Source organism: Paenibacillus sp. FSL R10-2778, from assembly GCF_038593035.1.
GTDB lineage: Bacteria > Bacillota > Bacilli > Paenibacillales > Paenibacillaceae > Paenibacillus_AQ > Paenibacillus_AQ odorifer.
Window position 1 is genome coordinate 6,174,698 of record NZ_CP151956.1, and the last position, 20,981, is coordinate 6,195,678.

The window sequence follows — 20,981 nt, forward strand, 5'->3', positions numbered from 1 at the left end:
TAATATACAAGGTTCTACTTCAGATAGGTTCCTGACTCTCCGATTCCACCACTACCGTTCAATACATACACCCGTGCATTTCCTTTACCGGAGCAGTTGATTGTGATCACACCGTTGGTAACGGTTTTGGTATCACCAGTGACCGCATCCACATATGTTCCGTTAGGAATTCCGGTGAATGTTGCATTTCCTGAGATCGTAACCAAAGCAAAGCTATCGATTCCTTTGCTACTATCTGTGTATCTTCTTTTAAATGCCAAATCACCTGATACATTTTCTGTAGAATATTGGCCTTTTTGCAAAGCAGGAACAGCTCTTCTAATTAAATTAAGTTGTCTGATATGTTTCGCCAGAGGATAATTTAATGAGTCTGCAAGTGTGCCAGTAGCATTGATATATTTACCGTAATCTTGAACAGTAACACTACCCTCAATATGATCGCCAAAGTAAGCACGGCCTGTTGTACTTAACGGCGCATTTGGACCTACATCGATGACTGATCCTTTTTTGAACTCAATTTCAGAACCATAATAGATCGCAGGTATTCCTCGGAAGGTGAACATCAGCGCGAGATTCTCAGCCCAAGTGTCCTGTGTGCCTGCAAATCTTTGATTTTCTGGTGCCTGGTCAGGTGCATAGTCATGAGAGTCAATATAAGTTACATTCCAGGTAGCATCATTATAGAATTGATCACCGCTTCTCATACTAAATGCTTCCTGAGCAGTCTTGAAGGCCCAGTGCATTGGAAAATCAATAACATCCATACCCGATTTCATCGAATAGTCAGGCGCATGATAAGTATTTCCTGTTAAAAATGCATTGTTCGAGGTAGGTTGTCCTGCTGTAGTAGAGTTATCTGCCCACTCTTGTTCCACCGATAGCTTGTTGGAAGCGTAGTCATTTTGACCGTCACCTGGATAGGGTTTTGAGCTTTTCCAAGTATAAAATGGTGTTGATATCGCCGGAATTCCACTGTTCCACACATCTCTGTACCGAGTAGCCACTTCCCCAAAGACAAAGAAGTCTGAGCCCCCTCTTGTTTTCCATGCCGGCACAAAATATTTGTTAAAAATATACCGGCTTACATGCTTTACAGTATCGACCCGGAAAGCATCCACACCCATATCAATATATTGATTATAGCTGTCGATTAGATACTGATTCACTAGAGGATTCTCTGTGTTTAAGTCCACACAGTCTCCCGCAATCTGTCCTGTCTGGACGGTGTAAGACTCCCAAGAAAGACTTTTTTCCGTATGGTAAATGTTATTGTTAGTCTCCGCAGTCTTCATTAAGGCAAGTCTTGCCTGATATTGCTGATCCGGGGTCATGGAATCATAGTTAGCTGGCAGCTTATCCGTAATTTTGAGCATGTTACTCACGGTGTCCGCCGCCGTTGGATCTTTTTTGAACATCGGGAACAGATTTTCTTCTCCAAAATTACCGGTATGATTGACGACAATATCTTGAATAACCTTTATCCCTCTAGCGTGTGCTGCATTGATCAAATCCTGATAGGATGCCCCTGCGGATTCATATCTTGGATCTACTTTTGCAAAATTTATTGCATGGTACCCATGATAATCATATCCGCTGGCATTCTGCACCACAGGTGTAATCCAGATGGCACTGAATCCTAAGGCTTTAATGTAATCGAGCTTTTGAATCAGTCCTTTGAAATCCCCTCGCCAAGCTGGATCAGAGTCCGGATTTCCTGCCTTGGCATCCTCCCATGCATGTTCGTTGTTACTCGGATCACCGTCATAAAACCGGGAAGTGATTACAAAATAAATCGTATCTTCACGAAAATCGCCCTTATTACCAATGTTATAAACAAAACTCTGTTTAGTTTCATTTCCGGCACCATCGATCACAAGGAATTTTAAGGTTGTCGTCTTGTTAATCAAGATAGACGGTCCGGTAAGAGATGTCAGTGCATTGCCTGAAATATAGACTTTTGAACTCGTTGTTGGTTCCGTACCATTATCTGTGTAATATGCTGTGGTCGTTGCCGCCTTGTTGTCTTTTATATTAAAAGATACGGAAACCGCTGAGCTCGAATTCCCAACAGGCAGATTCGCAGTGATAATCGGAGCTTGCAAATCGGCATTCAGATCAATCACATAAGCAAAAGAGCCGACATTACCCGCTTGCCCTATAGAGTTAACGCCGAATGCTTTGATAGTCAAAGAAGAAGGTACTTGGATTGGAGTCGTATACAACGTTGAGGTTGTCGTAGGTGTTGATCCGTCGGTCGTATAATAAATTTTATCGCCGCTATTTGTACTGGATAGGGTCACCGTTTGGGCAGAATCATAGGTTTTGGGCACAGGAGAGACGGATATCACCGGAACCTTAGGAACGTCTGGATTGGCGTCATACCATACGTTATCTGAGTTATACCAGCCCTCTTTTACGCTGCGAGATAAGTCAGCCGTCTGTTTGCCATTGCCGTCATTAAAGATCAGGCTTGCCCCTGTAGCATTTGGAACAGTATAGCTATACCAATCGTTCCCGTCCGATTTCATCAGTATTCCCGGCCATGCTCCACTAGTCGGAACGGTTGCCGGATTCAGATTCCAGTAATGGATGCGGATCGCTGCATTCCAGCTTGCTGGTTTCTTAAAGTGAACGGTTAGCCCCGCTGAAGTAGGTGTAGGTGTTGGCGTCACTGTTGGCGTTGGTGTGGGTGTTATGGTAGGTGTTGGCGTCACTGTTGGTGTAGGAGTTACCGTAGGTGTTGGCGTCACTGTTGGGGTAGGAGTTACCGTAGGTGTTGGTGTCACTGTTGGGGTAGGAGTTATCGTTGGTGTTGGTGTAGCTCCGGCCGAAAGGGTCACATAGTCGATATTAATATTCCCGCTATCATCCGAGTCATATTTATAAGCAAGCGTGTTATTTCCTGCCTGTAAAGAGAGTGTTTCTGTTTGGTCTGCCCATGTATCCCAGTTGGTCAGGTTGGCTAATGTTGTCTGTGTAACCTTTATTCCATTGACATAAATGGACACTTTTTTAGCACTGCCGGATGCATTAGCATAGTGAAGCGTGGCATTATAGGACCCTGCTGCGGAAGCCTGGACGTTAAAAGTGGTGGCTGCTCCTGTAGTTGTATATCCATCAACAAAACCAGTGCCCGAATATCCGGTGTGATTCGTATTTACTTTTGCATCACCAGATAGGGATGCACTCTCTGCTTCGTATTTTCCGGCGACCGGAATAACAACCGTCCAGTTCTTCCCGCCGTTATTGTCCCAACTATCCGTTGGAGCCGTGATGTGATAACAATAAATTAGGGTGGCACCTTCCTGAACGTTGAGGTTGGCGATGAACGTGGTTCCATTTTTGGTCATCACCGTGTCCGTAGTATTAGCCCAGTTATTCGTAGTCCAATGTAAGGTCACAGCTGCCGCTGTAGGATTGGTATAGGTGACTGTATGATCCGTATTGCTGGCCGATGCTCCACCCGATAAACCAAATAAACTAAAAATGAGTGAAAAAATAATTAACCACGAAATATAACGCCTGGATTGTTTGGATACCAAGTAAATAACCTCCTCATAATTTTAAGTGCAGCTTACGATTTTAAGCCCATCGTGATGTGCAAACGTTTGCAAAAATGAGAAAAAAAGAAATACTTAATAGTTTTAATCTCCTCCTTCAATGATTAATAAGGAAAAAACTCATTGTATGCGTTTACAAATGGTTCAATATCTGATGAATTTTCCTTGTTAAGATTATAGGCGCCAAACTTTTGCTGGTCAATGCATCTTTTAGGCTATAATTCAATCGTTTTCACTATAAGTTCCCTAAGATAGCAGGTAAATTGTTCAGGTTCTTAGCCAGCCAATTCATTTCTTTTGCAAAACGTTTTGGAGGTACACTATGTTTGTCCATCGCGGCATTAATCCACCACGGGCTTTCCATATACCACAACAACTGCAATGATTTTGTTAAATACCCCTGCTCCACCGTTCGTTCCTCACGATATCCGTCAATAAATGCTGAAGCTAGTGCTCCATCTAAATCTTCATCTAAAGCACATGACATCACTGCTCGCGCTACATCAAGCTGCGGATAATCATATTTGAACCGATCAAAATCTAGAATTGCAGACAATTGGCTATCTTGAAATAAAAGATTATCAACCCATAAATCACGATGTGCCCATCCAGCTACAAGTCCTTCGAATATTTCCGGATCTATTTCTTCAGTCGCTCTCAGTTGTATCTCTAGGTCAGTGATGAGTGAAGTTTTGCCCATTTCCTTTGATTGTTGTAGGAGTACATTCCAATGTTCTAAACGTTCCTCAGGGCTTTGGGGAATAAATTGTGGGGTTCTTTTCAAACTAAGGGTCCCATCATTTAATAAACGATGCATTTTACCTGTGGCACGACCCAAATCAAACATTTGAAGGATGTTAATTTTGCCCGGCTCTATGACACGCCCTTCACAATATTCCATAACCATAAACGTCTCTCCCATATCTGATTCCAATAAAACTTTATGGTTATAAGCCAACAATCCGGGACATGGGAGCCCCTGTAGATACAATCTTTTCTGTTGAGAAAAAGCAAAGTTCAGCTCTTCTGGGTTATACAATTTATATCTTTTTTTGTTGTATTGTTTAAGTAGAAATGGTCCTGAATCCGTTATGATTTTCCATTTAAGATTTAACCAGCCACGTTTTATTGGGGTAGCATGAAGGACTTTCAATCCAAAAAAATGATAGAAACTATTACTTAAATCCTCTAAAATGGCTTCCTCTGAACGAATCGCTTCCATTTCATCAACTCCTATCTATTCAAAGTATAAAAGAAGAAGCCGCCAATGACGACTTCTTTTAGATATTTCTTTTTAGCAGAAAAAGTTATCTATAAATGAGGCTCCCGCCTTGGAGAAACTCTTGCGCCTTCTCTTGCATTCCTGATTCAATTCTCGTCGTATTCCGGATATTATGAGAGATCTTCATACTGCAAAATTTCGGCCCGCACATGGAACAGAAATGAGCTGTTTTAGCGCCTTCCGCAGGCAATGTCTCATCATGATATTCGAGCGCTCGCTCAGGATCTAACGATAAATGAAATTGATCACGCCAACGAAATTCAAAACGGGCTTTCGAAAGAGCATTATCCCGGTCTTGTGCTCCTTTATGCCCTTTCGCCAAATCTGCGGCATGAGCCGCTATTTTATAAGTAATGACCCCTATACGTACATCTTCCTTATTAGGCAGGCCAAGATGTTCCTTCGGAGTTACGTAACATAACATAGCTGTACCGAACCAACCAATCATCGCTGCACCTATAGCAGAGGTAATATGATCATAACCAGGCGCAATATCTGTAGTCAGTGGACCTAATGTATAAAAAGGGGCTTCGTTACAAGTTTCAAGTTGCTTATCCATATTCTCTTTAATCAAGTGCATCGGCACATGTCCTGGACCCTCTACCATCACCTGTACATCATGACTCCAAGCTATAGCTGTTAATTCACCTAACGTCTCTAACTCGGCAAATTGTGCTTCATCATTCGCATCAGCAATCGAACCCGGACGTAATCCATCGCCTAGGGAAAAAGAAACATCGTACAGCTTCATGATTTCACATATCTCTTCAAAATGTGTATATAAAAAGTTCTCTTGATGATGCGCAAGACACCATGCCGCCATGATGGAGCCACCTCTTGAAACAATGCCTGTCATACGTTGTACCGTCAACGGGATATAACGAAGCAGAACCCCCGCATGAATGGTAAAATAATCAACCCCTTGCTCCGCTTGCTCAATGAGCGTATCACGGTACACTTCCCATGTTAAATCTTCCGCTTTCCCATTCACTTTTTCCAACGCTTGATAGATAGGCACCGTTCCAATAGGAACAGGAGAATTACGGATGATCCACTCGCGTGTCGTATGGATGTTTTTACCTGTGGAGAGATCCATTATATTATCTGCACCCCAGCGGGTGGCCCATCTCATCTTCTCTACCTCTTCTTCTATGGATGAGGATACTGCGGAATTTCCTATATTGGCATTGATCTTCACTAAAAAATTGCGTCCAATAATCATTGGTTCACTCTCTGGATGATTGATATTCGCTGGAATGATGGCGCGGCCGCGGGCTACTTCATCTCTTACAAATTCCGGTGTCACATTCTCACGAATCGCAACGTATTCCATTTCCGAAGTAATAATCCCTTTGCGTGCATAATGCATTTGAGAGACATTACGCCCCTTTTTCGCTCGCAAAGGTTTTCTATGGAGCGCTGGAAACACTTCCGCCACAGCTTTTCCCGTTGCATTCCCGTTATCTTCAGGCTTCACGGTTCTTCCTTCGTACGCTTCCGCATCCCCTCGTTCCTCAATCCAGCTTAGACGATTGGGCTCTAACCCCTGACGAATATCAGTATGAATATTAGCATCCGTATAAGCCCCGCTTGTGTCATAGACATGAATTGGAGCATTCTCCTCTTCGCCGTCTATGCCCGCAGTTGGACTAAGTGAGATCTCCCGCATAGGCACCTGAATATCAGGCCGTGAACCCTTTACATACACTTTTTGACTTGCTGGAAAAGCTGATAGATTGATTGGATCGTTGTTCAATTCGCTTGTCATCTCAATTCCTCCTATAAGGTGATTTGATCAAGCGGAGACGGTCTACTCCCCACACATAGAAAAGGCCACATCTGTATAAGATGCGGCCTTAGAGTAGACAAATAGAAATAGAGCTCCATTTCCTCCGCTGGCATTATCCAGATCAGGTTTGACGGTCGATAGTTATAACTATCCTCTCAGCCTGGTTCCACCAAGCTCCCGTGACTATATAATTGCTACTTCAAAGTATAACCGAAAAGAGAGAATTATCCAAATCTACTCAAATGTGAGATCAATGTATACGTTAGTTTAACACCAATACCCCAAATCCTTCCAGAAGCACCTCGCCCGACAATGTTGTGCCGCTCAGTAAATCTGTTTTGGTCTCATGAAGATGGATCGTGACAGGAGTCTCACTATAATTAAGCAAAAAAGCATAACTGGAAGAAGCTCCGGTACGGACTTGCAGCTCTACCTCTTCTGGGAGCTCCAGCCAATCTGCTGGCGATTGTAGATCAATTAAATTTATGATCTCAGCCGCTGCCTGTTCATTAAATACGGCTCCGTAATACCAAACCTCACCCTTGCCGCGACGATTTCTAGTTACCGCCGGTTTTCCCGCATAATAATCAGAGGCGTAAACCGCCATCACTTCAACCGAAGCTTCCTCTATTTTGAGAATATCATTAAAGTCATCTGCTCCTGTAACGACTTCGGTCACGCCCGACCAGCTAATTGTTGTTGGCTGACGACTGCCCTTAACCATTGTGAATTCTTCAACTGTGATCCCGCATAGATCCTTAGCAGCACCTGGGAAAGGACGCATATAACATTGTCCGCGCTCATCCTTATAGCCGGTTCTACAGCCGAAGATCAGTTTGCCGCCTTGCTGAACATATTCATCCAGCAGTGCTGCTGTCTCATCTGTCATAATCGCTGGGTGAGGATAGATAAGCACGTCGTACCTTGCAAGCTCCTCCAGCGTTGTTTTTTTGCGTAAATAGAGTACGTCATTCGGGATATGCTTCCGCTGAAGCGCCTTGTACCACTCCTTATTGCTCTTCCACATAAACGGGCCATGCCAAACATCGTATTCTCCATCCCACTCATTGTCATAATCACGAACAATAGCAATGTTAGCCTGATTACGAGTACCGACAAACGCATGACCTGCTGCTGCCAGCTCCTGACCGATCTGCCCCGCTTCCCGCACTCTCCGGTTAGGCTGATTATGATAGTCATTGATTCCATGCCAATAAATTTCATTGCCCATCGTAGCTGTCCGCCAGCGGAAATATAACACCATATCTGCTCCATGAGCGATCGACTGATAAGTCCATAACCGCATCTGCCCGGGCTTTGGAGAAGGCATATCCATCCGGTTCACCCAGCCACCCGGGCCCGACTGCTGCTCCATAATGCAGAAATTCGGGGATATCGAACGAACAACAGATAACGACAGTCCCCAGCCTCTATCATTCAGCGGATTCCGCTCATTCGGGTCATAAAAAATAGTAGAGAACTGAGGATAGGAATCATAGCTGAAGAAATCCAACAGTTCATCCGTCATTTCATGGCTATCGAGATGCCCGAACAGACCGTTCGTGGTTACCCACTGCTTAGGGGCAAGTTTACGGATGATATCCGCTTGGTTTTTGGCAAAAGAAATTGTATTGTCCGAAATAAACCGTTTTTCATCCAATGCCTGATGAGGATTGGGTTGCTTCGGTACTGGAGTCGGACGTGGAAGATAGACCTGAGACCAGTCACTATAGCTTTGATTCCAAAAAACAGTTCCCCAAGCCTCGTTCAAATGCTCAAGTGTAACATATTTCTGCTGTAGCCATTCCCGGAAAGCCTTATGGTCACTCTCCGAATAAAATTCACTGATCTCACAGTTGAGCTCATTATCAATTTGCCAGCCAACTACACCCGGATGATTGCCGTAATGTTCAGCCATTTGTTCTGCAATACGTGCACACAGTTCCCGGTATTTAGGACTGCTGTAATTATAATGACGGCGCATGCCATGCTGAAGTGTAACACCTTCGTAGGTAACATTTAAAACTTCGGGATACTTATCAGTCAACCAAGCTGGAGGCGTCGCCGTCGGAGTACCAAGTACAACCTGAAGACCATATTTATGTGCTAGATCAATCGCCCGATCAAAGAGCCCGAACTGAAACTGCCCTTCTGCCGGTTCAAAAATAGACCAAGCAAACTCCCCCATCCGAATGATCGTAAAGCCGAGTTCACGCATCCGGCGATAATCGTCCTCCCACATGTTTTCTGGCCAGTGCTCCGGATAATAACAGACGCCAAGCTCGAATTTTTCAGTTGCGACAGGTTTCTTCATCATTACCTCCAAAGTATTAAAAATATGCTTTCAATATTTTATAATTCTATTGTAGTATCAATGATAAGAGGTCTTATATAACAAAATATTGCTATCATATAACAATCTTGCGTTCATTGCCTTAATCCAACTTGCGCTCTGTTGCGCTACAGAAACGGGTGCTGCCAAACATGAAGAAACAATGGTATTTGCCGACACCGGCTTTTTCGAAATATGTCTGTTATCCTGAATTTTTGGGACATTACACTCACTTTCCACAACATACAGAGAGAAGAAGCGAAGGTTTTCTGGGGAGTTATAACCTGCATTTGATCTTTGATGGGGAGGGTTATGTATTCCATGAGGGCGAACGTATTCCGATGAGTAGAGGACGAGGTTTTCTGTACCCTAAAGGGGCTTATCAGCAATACGGATCTGACCCAGGCGAGCCTTGGGATGTCCGCTGGGTTCATTTTAACACTGAAATTGTCCTTCCCTTATTAGAAGAAGTGGACCAGTCTCGTGCATACCTGTTCACTTTTGATTTGGATGCTAAGCTGGACGAGCTATTCGAGGAAATGTACCTACTAAGCGCTTCCTACGTGACCCGTAGCGAGCCAAGATTATCTGCTTTGCTGTATGAGCTTCTAGTAAAATTGCTGCAGAACTCCGAGCCGCTTCACGGCTCAGTACCGCACGAGGTTAGGCAGTCCATCCGCAGTGCTGCAGATATCATCCATGTCGAATGTGCCAGCCCTTGGTCTCTGGAATCGATGGCAAGATTGACCGGGTACAGCAGCTATCATTTTCTAAGGCTGTTCCGGGTGGTTATGGGTAAAACACCTAACCGTTATTTAACCGATTGTCGGCTGGCTAAAGCCAAGCTTTTACTGGTGTCCACAGGACTCTCCATTGCTCAGGTTGCGACTCAGTCCGGTTTTGCCCAGTCCAGCTATTTCATTAAAGTGTTCAGAAGGTTTGAAGGCATGTCTCCTGTGAAGTACCGGCAGGCTTTTGGGGCGTAGACGATCTTCCTTCAGTCCGTTGAGATTCAATCTTAGTCTCTTGGATTTATCACCCTTAAAGATCATCCTTAAGAGAAATTCCACTCGCAATATCTAAACTTATTGTTTCGGAATGAAGCTCCCCTTCATTATCATTCCATGTAATAGATAAAGTGGTATTTTCATAATTTTGTCTATTTTTATTTAATTCGTCATACGAATACGGACCTGTTATAGACGCGATATCAGTGTTACTTAATATTGAAACGGGTCCATCCGTTGACCTAGCTTCATTTACAAGAACTGTTTCATCCTTATTATTATTGTTTTTTTCATTGACTTCATACTTATAATAGCTACTGTTCACTAAAGCGCTTGGGTCTCCCTTGAACACTAACTTCCCATGTCCCCGTAAAATTTTGCTAGATGAAATTATTATTTTGTAATCTAAAACATCCCATGTATCCCCTGTACCCTTAAGCGTATATACTTGAACACCAGTGTTTAAATTTGTTTCGACCTCTTTATTGAAATATAAATAACTCCATATCGCATTCGAAATAATAACCACAGCTACAAGCACTAGGATTAGTTTTTTCATATCTGCTCCTTTATAAATACTCCCCAACCGTTATTTATATCTTAAATTCCACTCCTTTGACCATTTCGGGAAAGCTTCTCCGGTCAATTCTTCGAGTGTTTTTCCATCAATGGTGTAAACCCAACCCATATGTAATTCATCGAAATCAGGAAAACTATAGCCTCCTATCACTTCATCGTCTGCTTCTAGCAGAAAAATCAGGGTTTGTTTTTTTGTATTATCCTTCTCATTATCTAAGGGGTGATTTTTAACGATGAACTTACTTGTAGTTATTTCCTTGCCTATATAATCGACTGGATCAACACTTTGAACACTCCAGTATTGCATGTATGGCATTTCCGTCAGCAGTTTTTTATCTAATAAATATTCAGAAACAATTCCTTCATTACTAATGATCAGATAGCCCATATCGGTAATAAATTGTTCAGCTTTGCTATATTCTTTTTTTGAATTATCGCTAATTTGCTCCTTACTACATCCAAATAAAAAGATTAAGAATAACGGAACTATGATTGCCCTTAATTTGTTCATAGGTTCCTCTCCTTGGAGTGTTTATTATCTCCTTAATAGTCTCATAGATTAATCTTATTGTATGAATTTAGTATCATCAAACTCTTTAGCGTCTTATAGGCTCTCCATTCCAACCTCGCTGTTTCACCGGGAGGCTCCCATGTTATCTGCCATCCTCCATCATCCTCCTGTTGGTGTTCTAATACTTTTAAGTGATCAAGAATGGTTTCATCAGAAAATATGCTGCTACAGTAAGAAGTGGGTGATGGCGAAAATTCTAGAGGAGAGAGTCCATAACTGTGGGATGCGGCATCCATACAAAAGAAGTTGGCAGTAATAAGCTCCTTAGATAATTTTTGAAATAATCCTTTGATATAATCCGATTGAGGTAGGCTTTCCAATAAATAAAATGCAGTCAAAATTGTATGCGCATCGTCATATGCTTGTGCGTGAATATCTTCCAAACAAATTTCTGTCGCTTTATCAAGCCAGGAATGTTCTATCCCTTGCCACTTAAGAAGCCCGACAAGACCAGTAAGTCTGCTAAATGATGGCTCTGTAGAAAGTGGGTTATTCCAATGTTTTGCTCTTGGATAGTTTGCTGATGAAGAAAATATTGTTGGAATCCCTTTTTTTAAATCAGCATGCTTTGAAATATAATCACATGCTTTTTGAGAAAGTTCTTCGTCTTTTATGTTACAGTCATATAAAAAACGTAGTGCAAATTCCATGAAAAGTGGCTGACTACCGGGTGCCCGTAAATCCGGCTCTATTGCATTTCCAAACCCACCATCTTCGTTTTGGTAGGCTGTTAGTGAAGTCATAACATTGCTCATTGATCCACCGTGGAAAATATATTCAAAAACCCTTCTTTCTAATAATCTGCCATGTGTCCAAATGAAATGGGCTGCTTTCTCAAAATCCATCTGTTCCCCTCCTCAAAATTTAGGCTAAGTATTTAAGTATTCAATGACACTTTTAATATAGGATTCAATCGGTTCCTTTGTATTAACAATATGTATTCTGACATTAGATGGCTTTTTAGCATTTTCAATAGTTTTTAGCAATGTCTCTTCAGAAGGCACTCTTTCAATCTGGCTAATCATTCTTTTTCTATTTCGCAGTCTATTATTGAGCTCATCATAGTCATTTAATAGACATTCTACATATTTATATTCCACATTATATTTCCGGGTCAGATTCAATCCTCTCTCTATCATTTCAGAGTATAAACAAGGGCTATCGAGTATAACATTATGACCTTGAGATAAGTGGAAATCTATCAAAGCCCATTCAATGTCATACGAAATTTTTCCAACTTCCTTGAACCCAATGTTTACTCCAAGTGATTCCATAAGAGAAGACTTTACAATGTCGTGATCAAGAATAACAGCAGAAGTATGCTGCGCTATTACTCTGGCTAATGAAGACTTCCCTGATCCGGGGTATCCAGACATCTGAAGAAAAAACAACGAGGGCCACTTCCTTCAGCATTAATGAATCTGCTAAGTATTTGATATATGTTGTCGGGATTCATTTTCTAAAATATTAGCTATTTGCTCTCTTAACATACGAACGTATGTTTGTTATAATGAACAAACTGGTTATGATTACATATAATAAACTAGAAAGGGGTTTAGTATCTTATGCTAATTTATGAGAACTTACGTCAACAGTTCCCGTTTACTTTCCTTGAACCACTAATTCCTGCGCATGTTCACGAGCATATCATAAGAATTATGAATGCAAGCTCAACATCTGAATTTTCTTGTAAGATTGAAGATACGACTCCAAATATCTACATTTATTTAATTGAGAGTAGTCTAAGAGAATCCTATAAAATAGGACACTTTTTTTTCTGTGATAGAATCGGAATTGATTACACCTATCAAAGTATGCCTTTAGAACAGATAGTGACTTTTGGCCAGTTTATTTCCCAACTATCGAATTTGTAGACGATGAGTTTTTTTCTTTCTTAATACGTTCATACTCTTCTTCTATTGATCTTGATAGTAGTTCTGTTGCTGTCATTCCCATCTGTTTAGCCGCTTCTGCCAACTGTTGTTTAATGTAAGCTGGTACATCATAATGAAATTTCACCTTATTACCATAGGCCATTTTTGTATCTCTCCTATCCAATAATTTCTTGATATTTTTTTTCAATAATACGGATCAATAGTTGAGTAGCAGACATTTCTTGCAAGGAAGCAGCCTCGATTAGTTTTTCCTTGATTTCGGGTTGAAACTCATAAGGTAGCTTTAATTTAGGCTCGGCCATACGGCCCTCTAGCGTTTTTTCCGCATCTAAGGCAAGCTCCAGCAGTGTTTGTAATGAAGAAGCGCTAGAAACCTCTCTCCCATACTTAGGCAACACTCGAATTAGATATTGCTTCAAAGCCCGCTGATCATCTTCAAGAATGTTAATATGCAATCCTTCATTTCCCACGGTTAATTGACAATCAACGTTATAACCAAATAGATTTATGGTATATTTCATGGTTAACCTCCTTATTTATTTTGATCATTATATAGCGATTTGTTACGTCCTACCATATTCTTCACTTTTTCATTCGTTATATCCTTTAAAATTTAATTAATACTCATCAAATCATTACAATGATTTTTGGAATTTTGATAATAAGTGAGATAAGCCTTCCTAATCAGGAATATTTATAGAGATAGGATTTAATAATATTTATAGTAACACAAAAAAATATTATAAAAAGATATAACGTATCGTGACAATACACTTTATTTTTATGTTCTTAAACCTTAGTAAAGAGAAGTTTCCTCATGAATGAAAAGTCTGTTTTTTCATAATTGGATATTTTTATTAATTATATATTGCGTTACGTTACGCTATATGATATATTAATCCTTGAAAAGAATGTTTGTTCCTAGAAGAAGGGGATTCTTCTTGTGAACTTACATCCCCCATTCTTTCAATAAACTTTTTGGAGGAGTTAAAATGAACGAAAACAATCAATTTATCAAAGAATCATCGCTGGAAGAATTACTAAATATAGAACGGGCAGAAGCAAGAAATCAGCAAGTAATGGCAGGTGTTGGAAGTCCGGAAGTTCGTGCTACGGAAACCAATTATATTTCTAAGACCCAGCTTGTAGATATGATTAACTCTCACGTTGGGAGTAGTTATACCGGTCTCGGTCTCGCTGTTACTTCAGTAGGAATCGGGCTAGCTACTAACGCTATAAAAGCTAAGCTTCCACCCTTTATTGCAGGTGCTCTTGTTGCCGCAGCAACACTAATTACAGTTGGTCAACTTATTCAACAGGTTGATAGCTATACACCCGCTAATCAGTTGAAAGAAATTCTTAATACCCTCTTAAATGACTATAAAAATTTCACTAGAATTAAAGTTACAGTTACTACTTGGCAAAAACTTATTGTAAATCCAACCATGTCCTACTGGACGTATTACACAACTACAGAATATACAGCAGTAGCGTAAGTACATTGATATATAAAAATGAGAGGCGACCCAAATTGGGGATCGCCTCTCATTTTTATTTGCAGATTACTATTATTTAGTCAGTCTATTTTTTGATGTTCTTGCTTCAATTAACATTTTAATTTCCGCATAAGCAAACGCTCCTTGAGCAATTAATAGAAATATCTTATACCAAATAGGTACTTCAATAAAAAAGGCGATGATAAAACTTACAATACCAATTAACACTACTAGTCCACCTATAACGATTACACGTCTCTGATTCTTTTTAATTTGAATATTAGAAGAAGAAATGAGAATTACTTGGATAAGTAAAAGTAAAACGAATAACGATATATAAGTAATAAATCCAAAAATATATGACACACTAATCCACACTAGAATTAGGCCAATAATACTTAGCCACTTTGAAGAATCTCTAAAGAATTTCATATTACACCTCCTATTAATCAAGAGTCCGCGATTGTCGAAAGATTCCTAGACCTCTAAATTATAGTTTAGTACCCATAATAATTCAAACAAACACATTTAGAATACTTCCTAATCTTAAATTCCTTATAAATACATGAATCACTTTATCAACGATAGAAAACACCAGCAATAATTTAATATGAGATTACGATTGAGCGTGATGAAGTTATCAGCTGAATCAACCTGGGAATACACGCCAGTTAACGAGTGGCGACAAAAGTAGAAATGTAGAGTTCATTTAAGCCACTGTTCATGACATTCTAACAACAGCTGCAGGATGTACAAACGAGAATTTTAGCGAATTTTTTGAAGTACGTACTTTTTGTTGTATATAATACTTCTTATCTCAATACCTAATACAGTTATATCCCAATTATTCCACTTCAGCTTATACAATGTAACTAAATAATGGCTTGTTGACTTACAACTTGTTAGTGGTCTTTCAATCAAACCTAACTAAATCCTTATAAGCATTTATCGATTTCCATATATGCTCCTCATCCTTAATTCCTTCATGAACAAATAACTTTATTGGAAAAAAGATTCCTTCCATAATCGATAATCTAACATCCTCCACAAATTGTGTGTACGTGTATGCGCTCTTGATTTTATTGTTAATTGAATGAAAATACAGATCAAAAATACGTGTAGTCTCCTCACTGCCATGAAACAAATCGTGGATAAATAACATAACGAGATCCTCCGTACAAAGCCCAACCTTCACTGCTTCAGGATCAATGATGCACGGCCTTGAACTGCTGAACATCGGATATAATAAATTGCCAACATTTAGATCACCATGGATGCATGTTGTATTTTGATATCTGAATATAATTTATCAGATTCAATAGGTACTTCCCAGTCAGCTAAATTGTTATGTGTCGGGGTCAGATCTTCCATCAACAATATCCCTTCTTGTCCAACTGTATCATATTTATTAAAAAAGACTCTCGGAATGGAAGCAGCCATTTGTCTCACTTCCATTTTTCAGCATTCAGCAGGTTGAACTAACGTGTATAAATTCGCTTCCAACATTCCATCCACCTTCCAAAATATTGAATATTTCGTGCTGAGAATTCAAATAAAAAAGACAAATCACATATTAAAAGTGACTTGTCCTCCGGTGCTTCCACATATAAATTTGCTTAAAAAGAATTTAACGCTAAATAATACGTTTTATTTCCGCCAAAAAGTTGAACAGTCTGCCTTATCCAAAATATTAAACTCGATCATTTTTTCAAGTAATGAGAAATCAACGGGACTTTCCCACCGGATGCGTAACAACTGCTTGGTGTGATCATAACCTGCCTGCAATATTTCATCAGAAAAACGATTAATTCCTGCAATTTCAGGGGCAACCGCCAAATGATGTTTGGATACACTAAAACCAATAATAAAAGTCTCGTGATCGGTAAACATAGGCTGATTCCACGCAACTTTTGGCTTTAAATCAGTAAATTTTCCAGCTACCCAAGCTAAAACCTCTTCCATTCTTTCCCGATGTTGCGGGTTATCAATCTGCGCTAAATATTCTGCAAATACTTCCATGTCATTCTCTCCTAACAAAATATTTTCGAATATTCTAATTGATGTTACGTCATTCCAATTACATTCTCTTAGCATAATAATTAAACAGGAAGATTCCTAAGGAGATTTGAAAAACAAAAACACCACATAACACAGTGACTACAATTTGATCTACTCCCATTAAACTAAATACAACAGTTAGAGCCATTAGGATGTAAAAGTTAACAATATTAGTTTTCCAACCCGCTTTTTCTCTTATTCTTATTTTCCGTTCATCATTAGCCTCAATTTTACTCATTCTAACTTTCTCATCATTCTTTATTTTGTTCTGGGGCTTATTAAGCCATAACGAATACACCATATTTCCTACTCCAAGCACTGCAAGGACTGAACCCACACCAATGAGCAAACCGGAAATTCCTTTTAGCTTCTCGTCAGTTAAAATAAATCCACCCATATAAACCATAATAGCACCTGCAATTGTTAAGAGCACCCATTTACTTGCCGTTTTCATTACCCAGCTCCTCCTCGTAAATGAAAATATCTTCAATACTCATTTCAAAAAACCGCGCAATCTTAAATGCAAGAATGATGGATGGGTTATACCGGCCATTTTCAAGTGAACCAATCGTTTGCCTGGATACTTCCAATTTATCCGCTAGTTCTTCTTGTTTAATGCCCTTTTCTTTTCTAATCTCTTCAAGCCTGTTTTTCAATATCTTACCTCCTGAAGCAATTATGGAAAGTTAACTTTCCGTAAGAATAATATATTGGATTATACATGTAAAGCTAACTTTCCATCAGCTGAAGTTGATTGCAATTTAACCCGTGATCTTTATAGGTGTAATGATTTAGGGCACGCCTTGTTGATACTACATCTGTAGAATCGGGCATGAAAAAACGCCACCCGTTAACTCCCTAATAGGAGTACGGGTGACGTTGAGTGTTTCACGGGCGACAACTTATAAAAAAACACTTCAGTTAGCTTAGTCTGCCTCAAGAATATACCCTCCTAAAGTTTGCCTTTTGGATAAAAAAGTGTCATTGTCAGCAGAAAATAAAATATTAAGACTGTCTCTGTTTCATTGAACAAAAGTCTCCTGTTAGCTTAAACGACATTACGCACCGAGTTTAGCCTTGCAGGGGTGTCTGTTGGCGTAGATATGATTTAATAAGCTGTCGGCAGCTTCTTCGACTATAGATTCAAATTTTTCTCTTACTGACTATGGTTTATTAAATGAGCAATTTCTTTAACTCTCTCCATTGTAATTCCTTCTCTTTGTTCAACTGCAAGTGGATGATTCGTTTGTTCTAATTCTATTAACGGAACAGCACCAACCTCTTGTGTATGCACCATTGTCTTTAACGATAATGTAGTTATTGGATATATTGAAAGTTCAGTCGATAACCAACCAAAATAAGGTTCTTCCGTCTCCCTTCCTTCTACGTGCAATAATTCATTAGACTTCAGAAAGTTTTCTTCACTAAGAGAAACCCACACACTCCATATAAATTTCTCTTTGCTATCGATTATTGGTATTTCAATATGGCCTCTAATAAAGAAATGCTGTTCATCAATTACACAAAAATCTCTAATTAATTCTGTTCTTTTCTCTTCTGGTACAGTGTAAAAATAATATGGTGCTTCACTTCCGTAACATAAAGGAAGTTCACTTAATTCGTTGTTACAGTGAGGGCATTTCATGTTTTCTGCTCCTTATAGTTTCTCGCCGATTTCTTATAACGTCTTATTCGGGAACTTTGTGATAATTCCATCTTTTGAGTATTCGCGAAATTACTGAGTTATCCTGCCCCTTTACTTCAATAAAAACGGCAGCTGATCCTCGGATCGGCTGCCTTCTTGTTGCGATTAAACTATCGTGATCCGTTATTTTAATCATATCAACTCTGAGATAAACATTGGTGTAGCTCCATCCTCTGTGTTAAAGCCAAACTTATTATAAAAATCCACTGCATGCGGATAAGAAATTAATACCTTTGTTTTACACCCTTTATATCTATCAAGCATTATATTCATCATTTCCTTACCTATACCTATACTCTGATAACTCGGATTAATAAGCATATAATGAAAATATACCGTTAAAACACCATCTGACAAAGCATTTATTAAACCGACAAGCTTTCCTCCTTCCCAAGCGGTAACAATTGAATGAGACCCTCCGATTGCTTGTAAAAGCTCGTTTGGATACTTGCCAGACTCCCATTCTACCGAAAGAAATAACTCTTGGAGTGCATCCTTAGTGATATCCTCTTTGCTTGAAGCGTAATAAATACTCACCGCTATACCTTCCTTTCATAAAACTAACTACGGCACACATCTGTTTTAAACTCCCATATTTCGATGGTTTTGCAATCCTTACGAAGCCGTAAAATAATACCGACAAAGCAATTTCGAATTTATCAAAGTGAATAATCACTTTATTTACCTCAATGTACTATTAAAAATATGTATAGAAAATGGATTAACTGCAGTGGAATTTGTATTTATTCACATTACAGAATTCATGAAAATACTTTTTTCACTTAAGCATACTATTCCTAAGACTTATAGCGTTAATCTGCCAGTTAGCTAAATAGATAACATTGAACTATAGTTAAATATTTAGCTAATCGGCGAAGTATAACGTTCTTGTCCTCAGCCTGGGGCAAGAAACGTGCTTCCTTAATCAAAAAAAGCCGCTAAATTAGCGACTTTTAATCAAACAATTTTCTTTTCCTAAACCCTTTCCTTTGTATTTAATCTAACATGTGCGTTTCTTAATGAACAGTTGTATCTGATAATCCCACTGCAATATTCCAGTCACAATAATGTTATGAAGAACAAAATCTGGACACACATCGTATTCCGTCTTTGCCCTTTCAAGTAAATTTTGTAATACAGCATTCCTATTCTCTTCGGTACAGTTTGCACACAGATAGTCCCCTTCTGGTAGCACAGTCAAACCCTCTGAAGATGGATATTTCAAGCAAACAGCAAATAACCGTGTTATTCCTTCAGTCGTGAACATTCCCGCCATATCTTCAAATAGAAATTGTGAATGCAGAGAAGTCTCAATTTGTTGATAGAAATGTCTGTGATAGTCCCATAAATTCTTTAGTGTGGGGCTTTCCATTTTATTCGAAAGCATAATTACCCTTTCCTCTATGTTTCTGACAATGTAATTTTCACTTTGACTATAACCGTTGTGGAACTTATTTTCATAATGTAGATAGGCACGTTTAATTTTCGATTTTGCATACTGCAGACGAGCAATTTTATCGTCTGCTCTTTTTTCTGCCTGTTTTAGAAATTCAATTACTTTAGAGAGATCATTCTGCTGCAATATATCTTTAATATCCATTAAAGTAAGATCCATTGCTTTGAGCAGTTCAATGGTTTGCAGCTTTACGAGCTCCTGCTCGGAATAGTATCGATATCCCGACAATTCATCTTTATGGCATGGCTTGACTAATCCAATACGATCATAGTGCCGCAAGGTCTCACTGGTCGTCTCTACGATTTCTGCTGCTTGCTTAATTGTAAAATAGTTGTTCATATCTACCCTCTTGACCTTTTTGTAACACAAAAGTTTATGATGATTAAAACATATGCGACTGATAAACGCAACGAAATACAAAAATGGATTTATTACTTTTTCAAGATGATTATGTTCAACTCTAATACTTTGTTGCATATCGCAATTTTTTTGCAGAGCAGCTTAGGATTGGTATTCGTAGGACTGGCTATATTAAAAAAAAATGATTTAACAAAGGAGCATTTTATAATGAAAAGTACTGCAAAAAAATTACTAACTACTATAGGCATATTGGTGACACTATTGATAGCATTGGCAGGATGCTCCTCCCACTCCACTTCCTTGGAGGAAAAAAATTACATCATCCCTGCCCAAAAGATTGATACCTTAACAATTGATGTAAAGGACAAAAAAATAACTATTCTCCAATCTAAAGATGAACAAATTCATATTGTTTACTATGAAAGTGAGAAAGATTTTTACAAGATTGATCTATCTGACGATAAAGAACTGTCAATGGTAAGTGACAGTAATAAGGAATGGAACGACTATATCGGAGGAAAAGGTTCGCAAGTAACCAGAACTATTCAGGTATGGATACCTGATGCAACTTTAAAAAATTTGACATTAAAAACATCAAATGAAAGTATTGTATTACCAACAATCGCGTTTTTAGGGACAGTGGAAGTAAACATAAATAACGGAAATATCCAACTGGACAAATTGAATGCAGGGACGGCTATAACCCTTGAAACAAAAAACGGAAATATTAGCGGTTCTATTCTAGGGTCATATGATGATTTCGCGATCTTAAGCAAGGTAAAGAAAGGAGATAGCAATTTGCCTGCCAATAAAGAGAATGGCTCAAAAAAATTATCTGCTTATACAAATAACGGCGATATTACCTTACAATTTTCTGAGTAGCCAGTAGTT

The 20,981-nt window shown here is 39.2% G+C and carries 22 protein-coding genes and 1 riboswitch; of the genes, 3 read left to right on the forward strand and 19 right to left on the reverse strand.

The annotated features are described in order from the left end of the window. Positions 1-14: 14 nt before the first annotated feature. The 4 genes from NST40_RS27620 to NST40_RS27635 all read right to left on the reverse strand — a co-directional run bounded on the left by NST40_RS27620 (position 15) and on the right by NST40_RS27635 (position 8,945). Positions 15-3,542: an alpha-amylase family glycosyl hydrolase gene (locus tag NST40_RS27620; protein WP_342410188.1), complete on the reverse strand. Its 3,528-nt coding sequence runs from the start codon at positions 3,540-3,542 to the stop codon at positions 15-17. Positions 3,543-3,795: 253 nt separating this feature from the next. Continuing rightward, positions 3,796-4,782 (reverse strand): phosphotransferase, encoded by a 987-nt coding sequence (locus NST40_RS27625; protein ID WP_076219825.1) that lies wholly within the window; start codon positions 4,780-4,782, stop codon positions 3,796-3,798. 85 nt (positions 4,783-4,867) lie between these two features. Beyond that, entirely contained in the window at positions 4,868-6,610 is a 1,743-nt protein-coding gene (thiC, locus tag NST40_RS27630) for a phosphomethylpyrimidine synthase ThiC (protein WP_076219826.1), read from the reverse strand. A gap of 103 nt (positions 6,611-6,713) precedes the next feature. Then, positions 6,714-6,822: riboswitch (TPP riboswitch) on the reverse strand. Between the two features lie 71 nt (positions 6,823-6,893). Continuing rightward, positions 6,894-8,945, reverse strand: coding sequence for a beta-galactosidase (locus tag NST40_RS27635; RefSeq protein WP_076277815.1), 2,052 nt, complete (start codon positions 8,943-8,945; stop codon positions 6,894-6,896). Positions 8,946-9,115: 170 nt separating this feature from the next. Here NST40_RS27635 and NST40_RS27640 point away from each other — a divergent pair, with 170 nt between their 5' ends. Further along, positions 9,116-9,949: an AraC family transcriptional regulator gene (locus NST40_RS27640; protein ID WP_342410189.1), complete on the forward strand. Its 834-nt coding sequence runs from the start codon at positions 9,116-9,118 to the stop codon at positions 9,947-9,949. Positions 9,950-10,004: 55 nt separating this feature from the next. Here NST40_RS27640 and NST40_RS27645 read toward each other — a convergent pair whose 3' ends face one another. The 6 genes from NST40_RS27645 to NST40_RS27670 all read right to left on the reverse strand — a co-directional run bounded on the left by NST40_RS27645 (position 10,005) and on the right by NST40_RS27670 (position 13,536). Further along, a complete protein-coding gene (locus NST40_RS27645; RefSeq protein ID WP_342410190.1) occupies positions 10,005-10,529 on the reverse strand; it encodes a hypothetical protein in 525 nt (174 codons plus the stop codon). Between the two features lie 30 nt (positions 10,530-10,559). After that, positions 10,560-11,060, reverse strand: coding sequence for a hypothetical protein (locus NST40_RS27650; RefSeq protein ID WP_076219829.1), 501 nt, complete (start codon positions 11,058-11,060; stop codon positions 10,560-10,562). A gap of 41 nt (positions 11,061-11,101) precedes the next feature. Continuing rightward, a complete protein-coding gene (locus NST40_RS27655; protein WP_342410191.1) occupies positions 11,102-11,965 on the reverse strand; it encodes a hypothetical protein in 864 nt (287 codons plus the stop codon). Positions 11,966-11,989: 24 nt separating this feature from the next. Beyond that, on the reverse strand, positions 11,990-12,511 hold the full coding sequence (locus NST40_RS27660; protein ID WP_342410192.1) for an AAA family ATPase: 522 nt from the start codon (positions 12,509-12,511) through the stop codon (positions 11,990-11,992). A 457-nt stretch (positions 12,512-12,968) separates the two neighbouring features. Next, positions 12,969-13,157, reverse strand: a complete 189-nt coding sequence (locus NST40_RS27665) for a hypothetical protein (RefSeq protein WP_076219833.1) — start codon at positions 13,155-13,157, stop codon at positions 12,969-12,971. Positions 13,158-13,170: 13 nt separating this feature from the next. After that, positions 13,171-13,536, reverse strand: coding sequence for a hypothetical protein (locus NST40_RS27670; protein ID WP_076277820.1), 366 nt, complete (start codon positions 13,534-13,536; stop codon positions 13,171-13,173). 471 nt (positions 13,537-14,007) lie between these two features. On the opposite strand from NST40_RS27670, the gene NST40_RS27675 reads away from it, so the two are divergent. Beyond that, on the forward strand, positions 14,008-14,511 hold the full coding sequence (locus NST40_RS27675) for a hypothetical protein (protein WP_076220913.1): 504 nt from the start codon (positions 14,008-14,010) through the stop codon (positions 14,509-14,511). A 72-nt stretch (positions 14,512-14,583) separates the two neighbouring features. On the opposite strand, the gene NST40_RS27680 is transcribed toward NST40_RS27675, so the two are convergent. The 9 genes from NST40_RS27680 to NST40_RS27720 all read right to left on the reverse strand — a co-directional run bounded on the left by NST40_RS27680 (position 14,584) and on the right by NST40_RS27720 (position 20,069). Beyond that, complete coding sequence (locus tag NST40_RS27680) at positions 14,584-14,943, reverse strand: hypothetical protein (protein WP_076220911.1); 360 nt, start codon at positions 14,941-14,943, stop codon at positions 14,584-14,586. A 481-nt stretch (positions 14,944-15,424) separates the two neighbouring features. Then, complete coding sequence (locus NST40_RS27685) at positions 15,425-15,673, reverse strand: hypothetical protein (protein ID WP_081387643.1); 249 nt, start codon at positions 15,671-15,673, stop codon at positions 15,425-15,427. 98 nt (positions 15,674-15,771) lie between these two features. After that, positions 15,772-15,951, reverse strand: coding sequence for a hypothetical protein (locus tag NST40_RS27690; RefSeq protein WP_076221028.1), 180 nt, complete (start codon positions 15,949-15,951; stop codon positions 15,772-15,774). 207 nt (positions 15,952-16,158) lie between these two features. Continuing rightward, positions 16,159-16,530, reverse strand: a complete 372-nt coding sequence (locus NST40_RS27695; RefSeq protein ID WP_076277822.1) for an iron chaperone — start codon at positions 16,528-16,530, stop codon at positions 16,159-16,161. Between the two features lie 58 nt (positions 16,531-16,588). Then, positions 16,589-17,023 (reverse strand): hypothetical protein, encoded by a 435-nt coding sequence (locus tag NST40_RS27700; protein ID WP_342410193.1) that lies wholly within the window; start codon positions 17,021-17,023, stop codon positions 16,589-16,591. Beyond that, positions 17,007-17,225, reverse strand: coding sequence for a helix-turn-helix transcriptional regulator (locus tag NST40_RS27705; RefSeq protein ID WP_036681352.1), 219 nt, complete (start codon positions 17,223-17,225; stop codon positions 17,007-17,009). The genes NST40_RS27700 and NST40_RS27705 overlap by 17 nt, the downstream gene beginning before the upstream one ends. 500 nt (positions 17,226-17,725) lie before the next feature. Further along, entirely contained in the window at positions 17,726-18,214 is a 489-nt protein-coding gene (locus tag NST40_RS27710; RefSeq protein WP_076208636.1) for a DUF2199 domain-containing protein, read from the reverse strand. 192 nt (positions 18,215-18,406) lie between these two features. Beyond that, on the reverse strand, positions 18,407-18,811 hold the full coding sequence (locus NST40_RS27715; RefSeq protein WP_038573410.1) for a GNAT family N-acetyltransferase: 405 nt from the start codon (positions 18,809-18,811) through the stop codon (positions 18,407-18,409). Positions 18,812-19,274: 463 nt separating this feature from the next. Beyond that, complete coding sequence (locus NST40_RS27720; RefSeq protein ID WP_342410194.1) at positions 19,275-20,069, reverse strand: MerR family transcriptional regulator; 795 nt, start codon at positions 20,067-20,069, stop codon at positions 19,275-19,277. A gap of 228 nt (positions 20,070-20,297) precedes the next feature. Here NST40_RS27720 and NST40_RS27725 point away from each other — a divergent pair, with 228 nt between their 5' ends. Next, positions 20,298-20,972, forward strand: a complete 675-nt coding sequence (locus tag NST40_RS27725; RefSeq protein ID WP_342410195.1) for a DUF4097 family beta strand repeat-containing protein — start codon at positions 20,298-20,300, stop codon at positions 20,970-20,972. Positions 20,973-20,981: the final 9 nt, after the last annotated feature.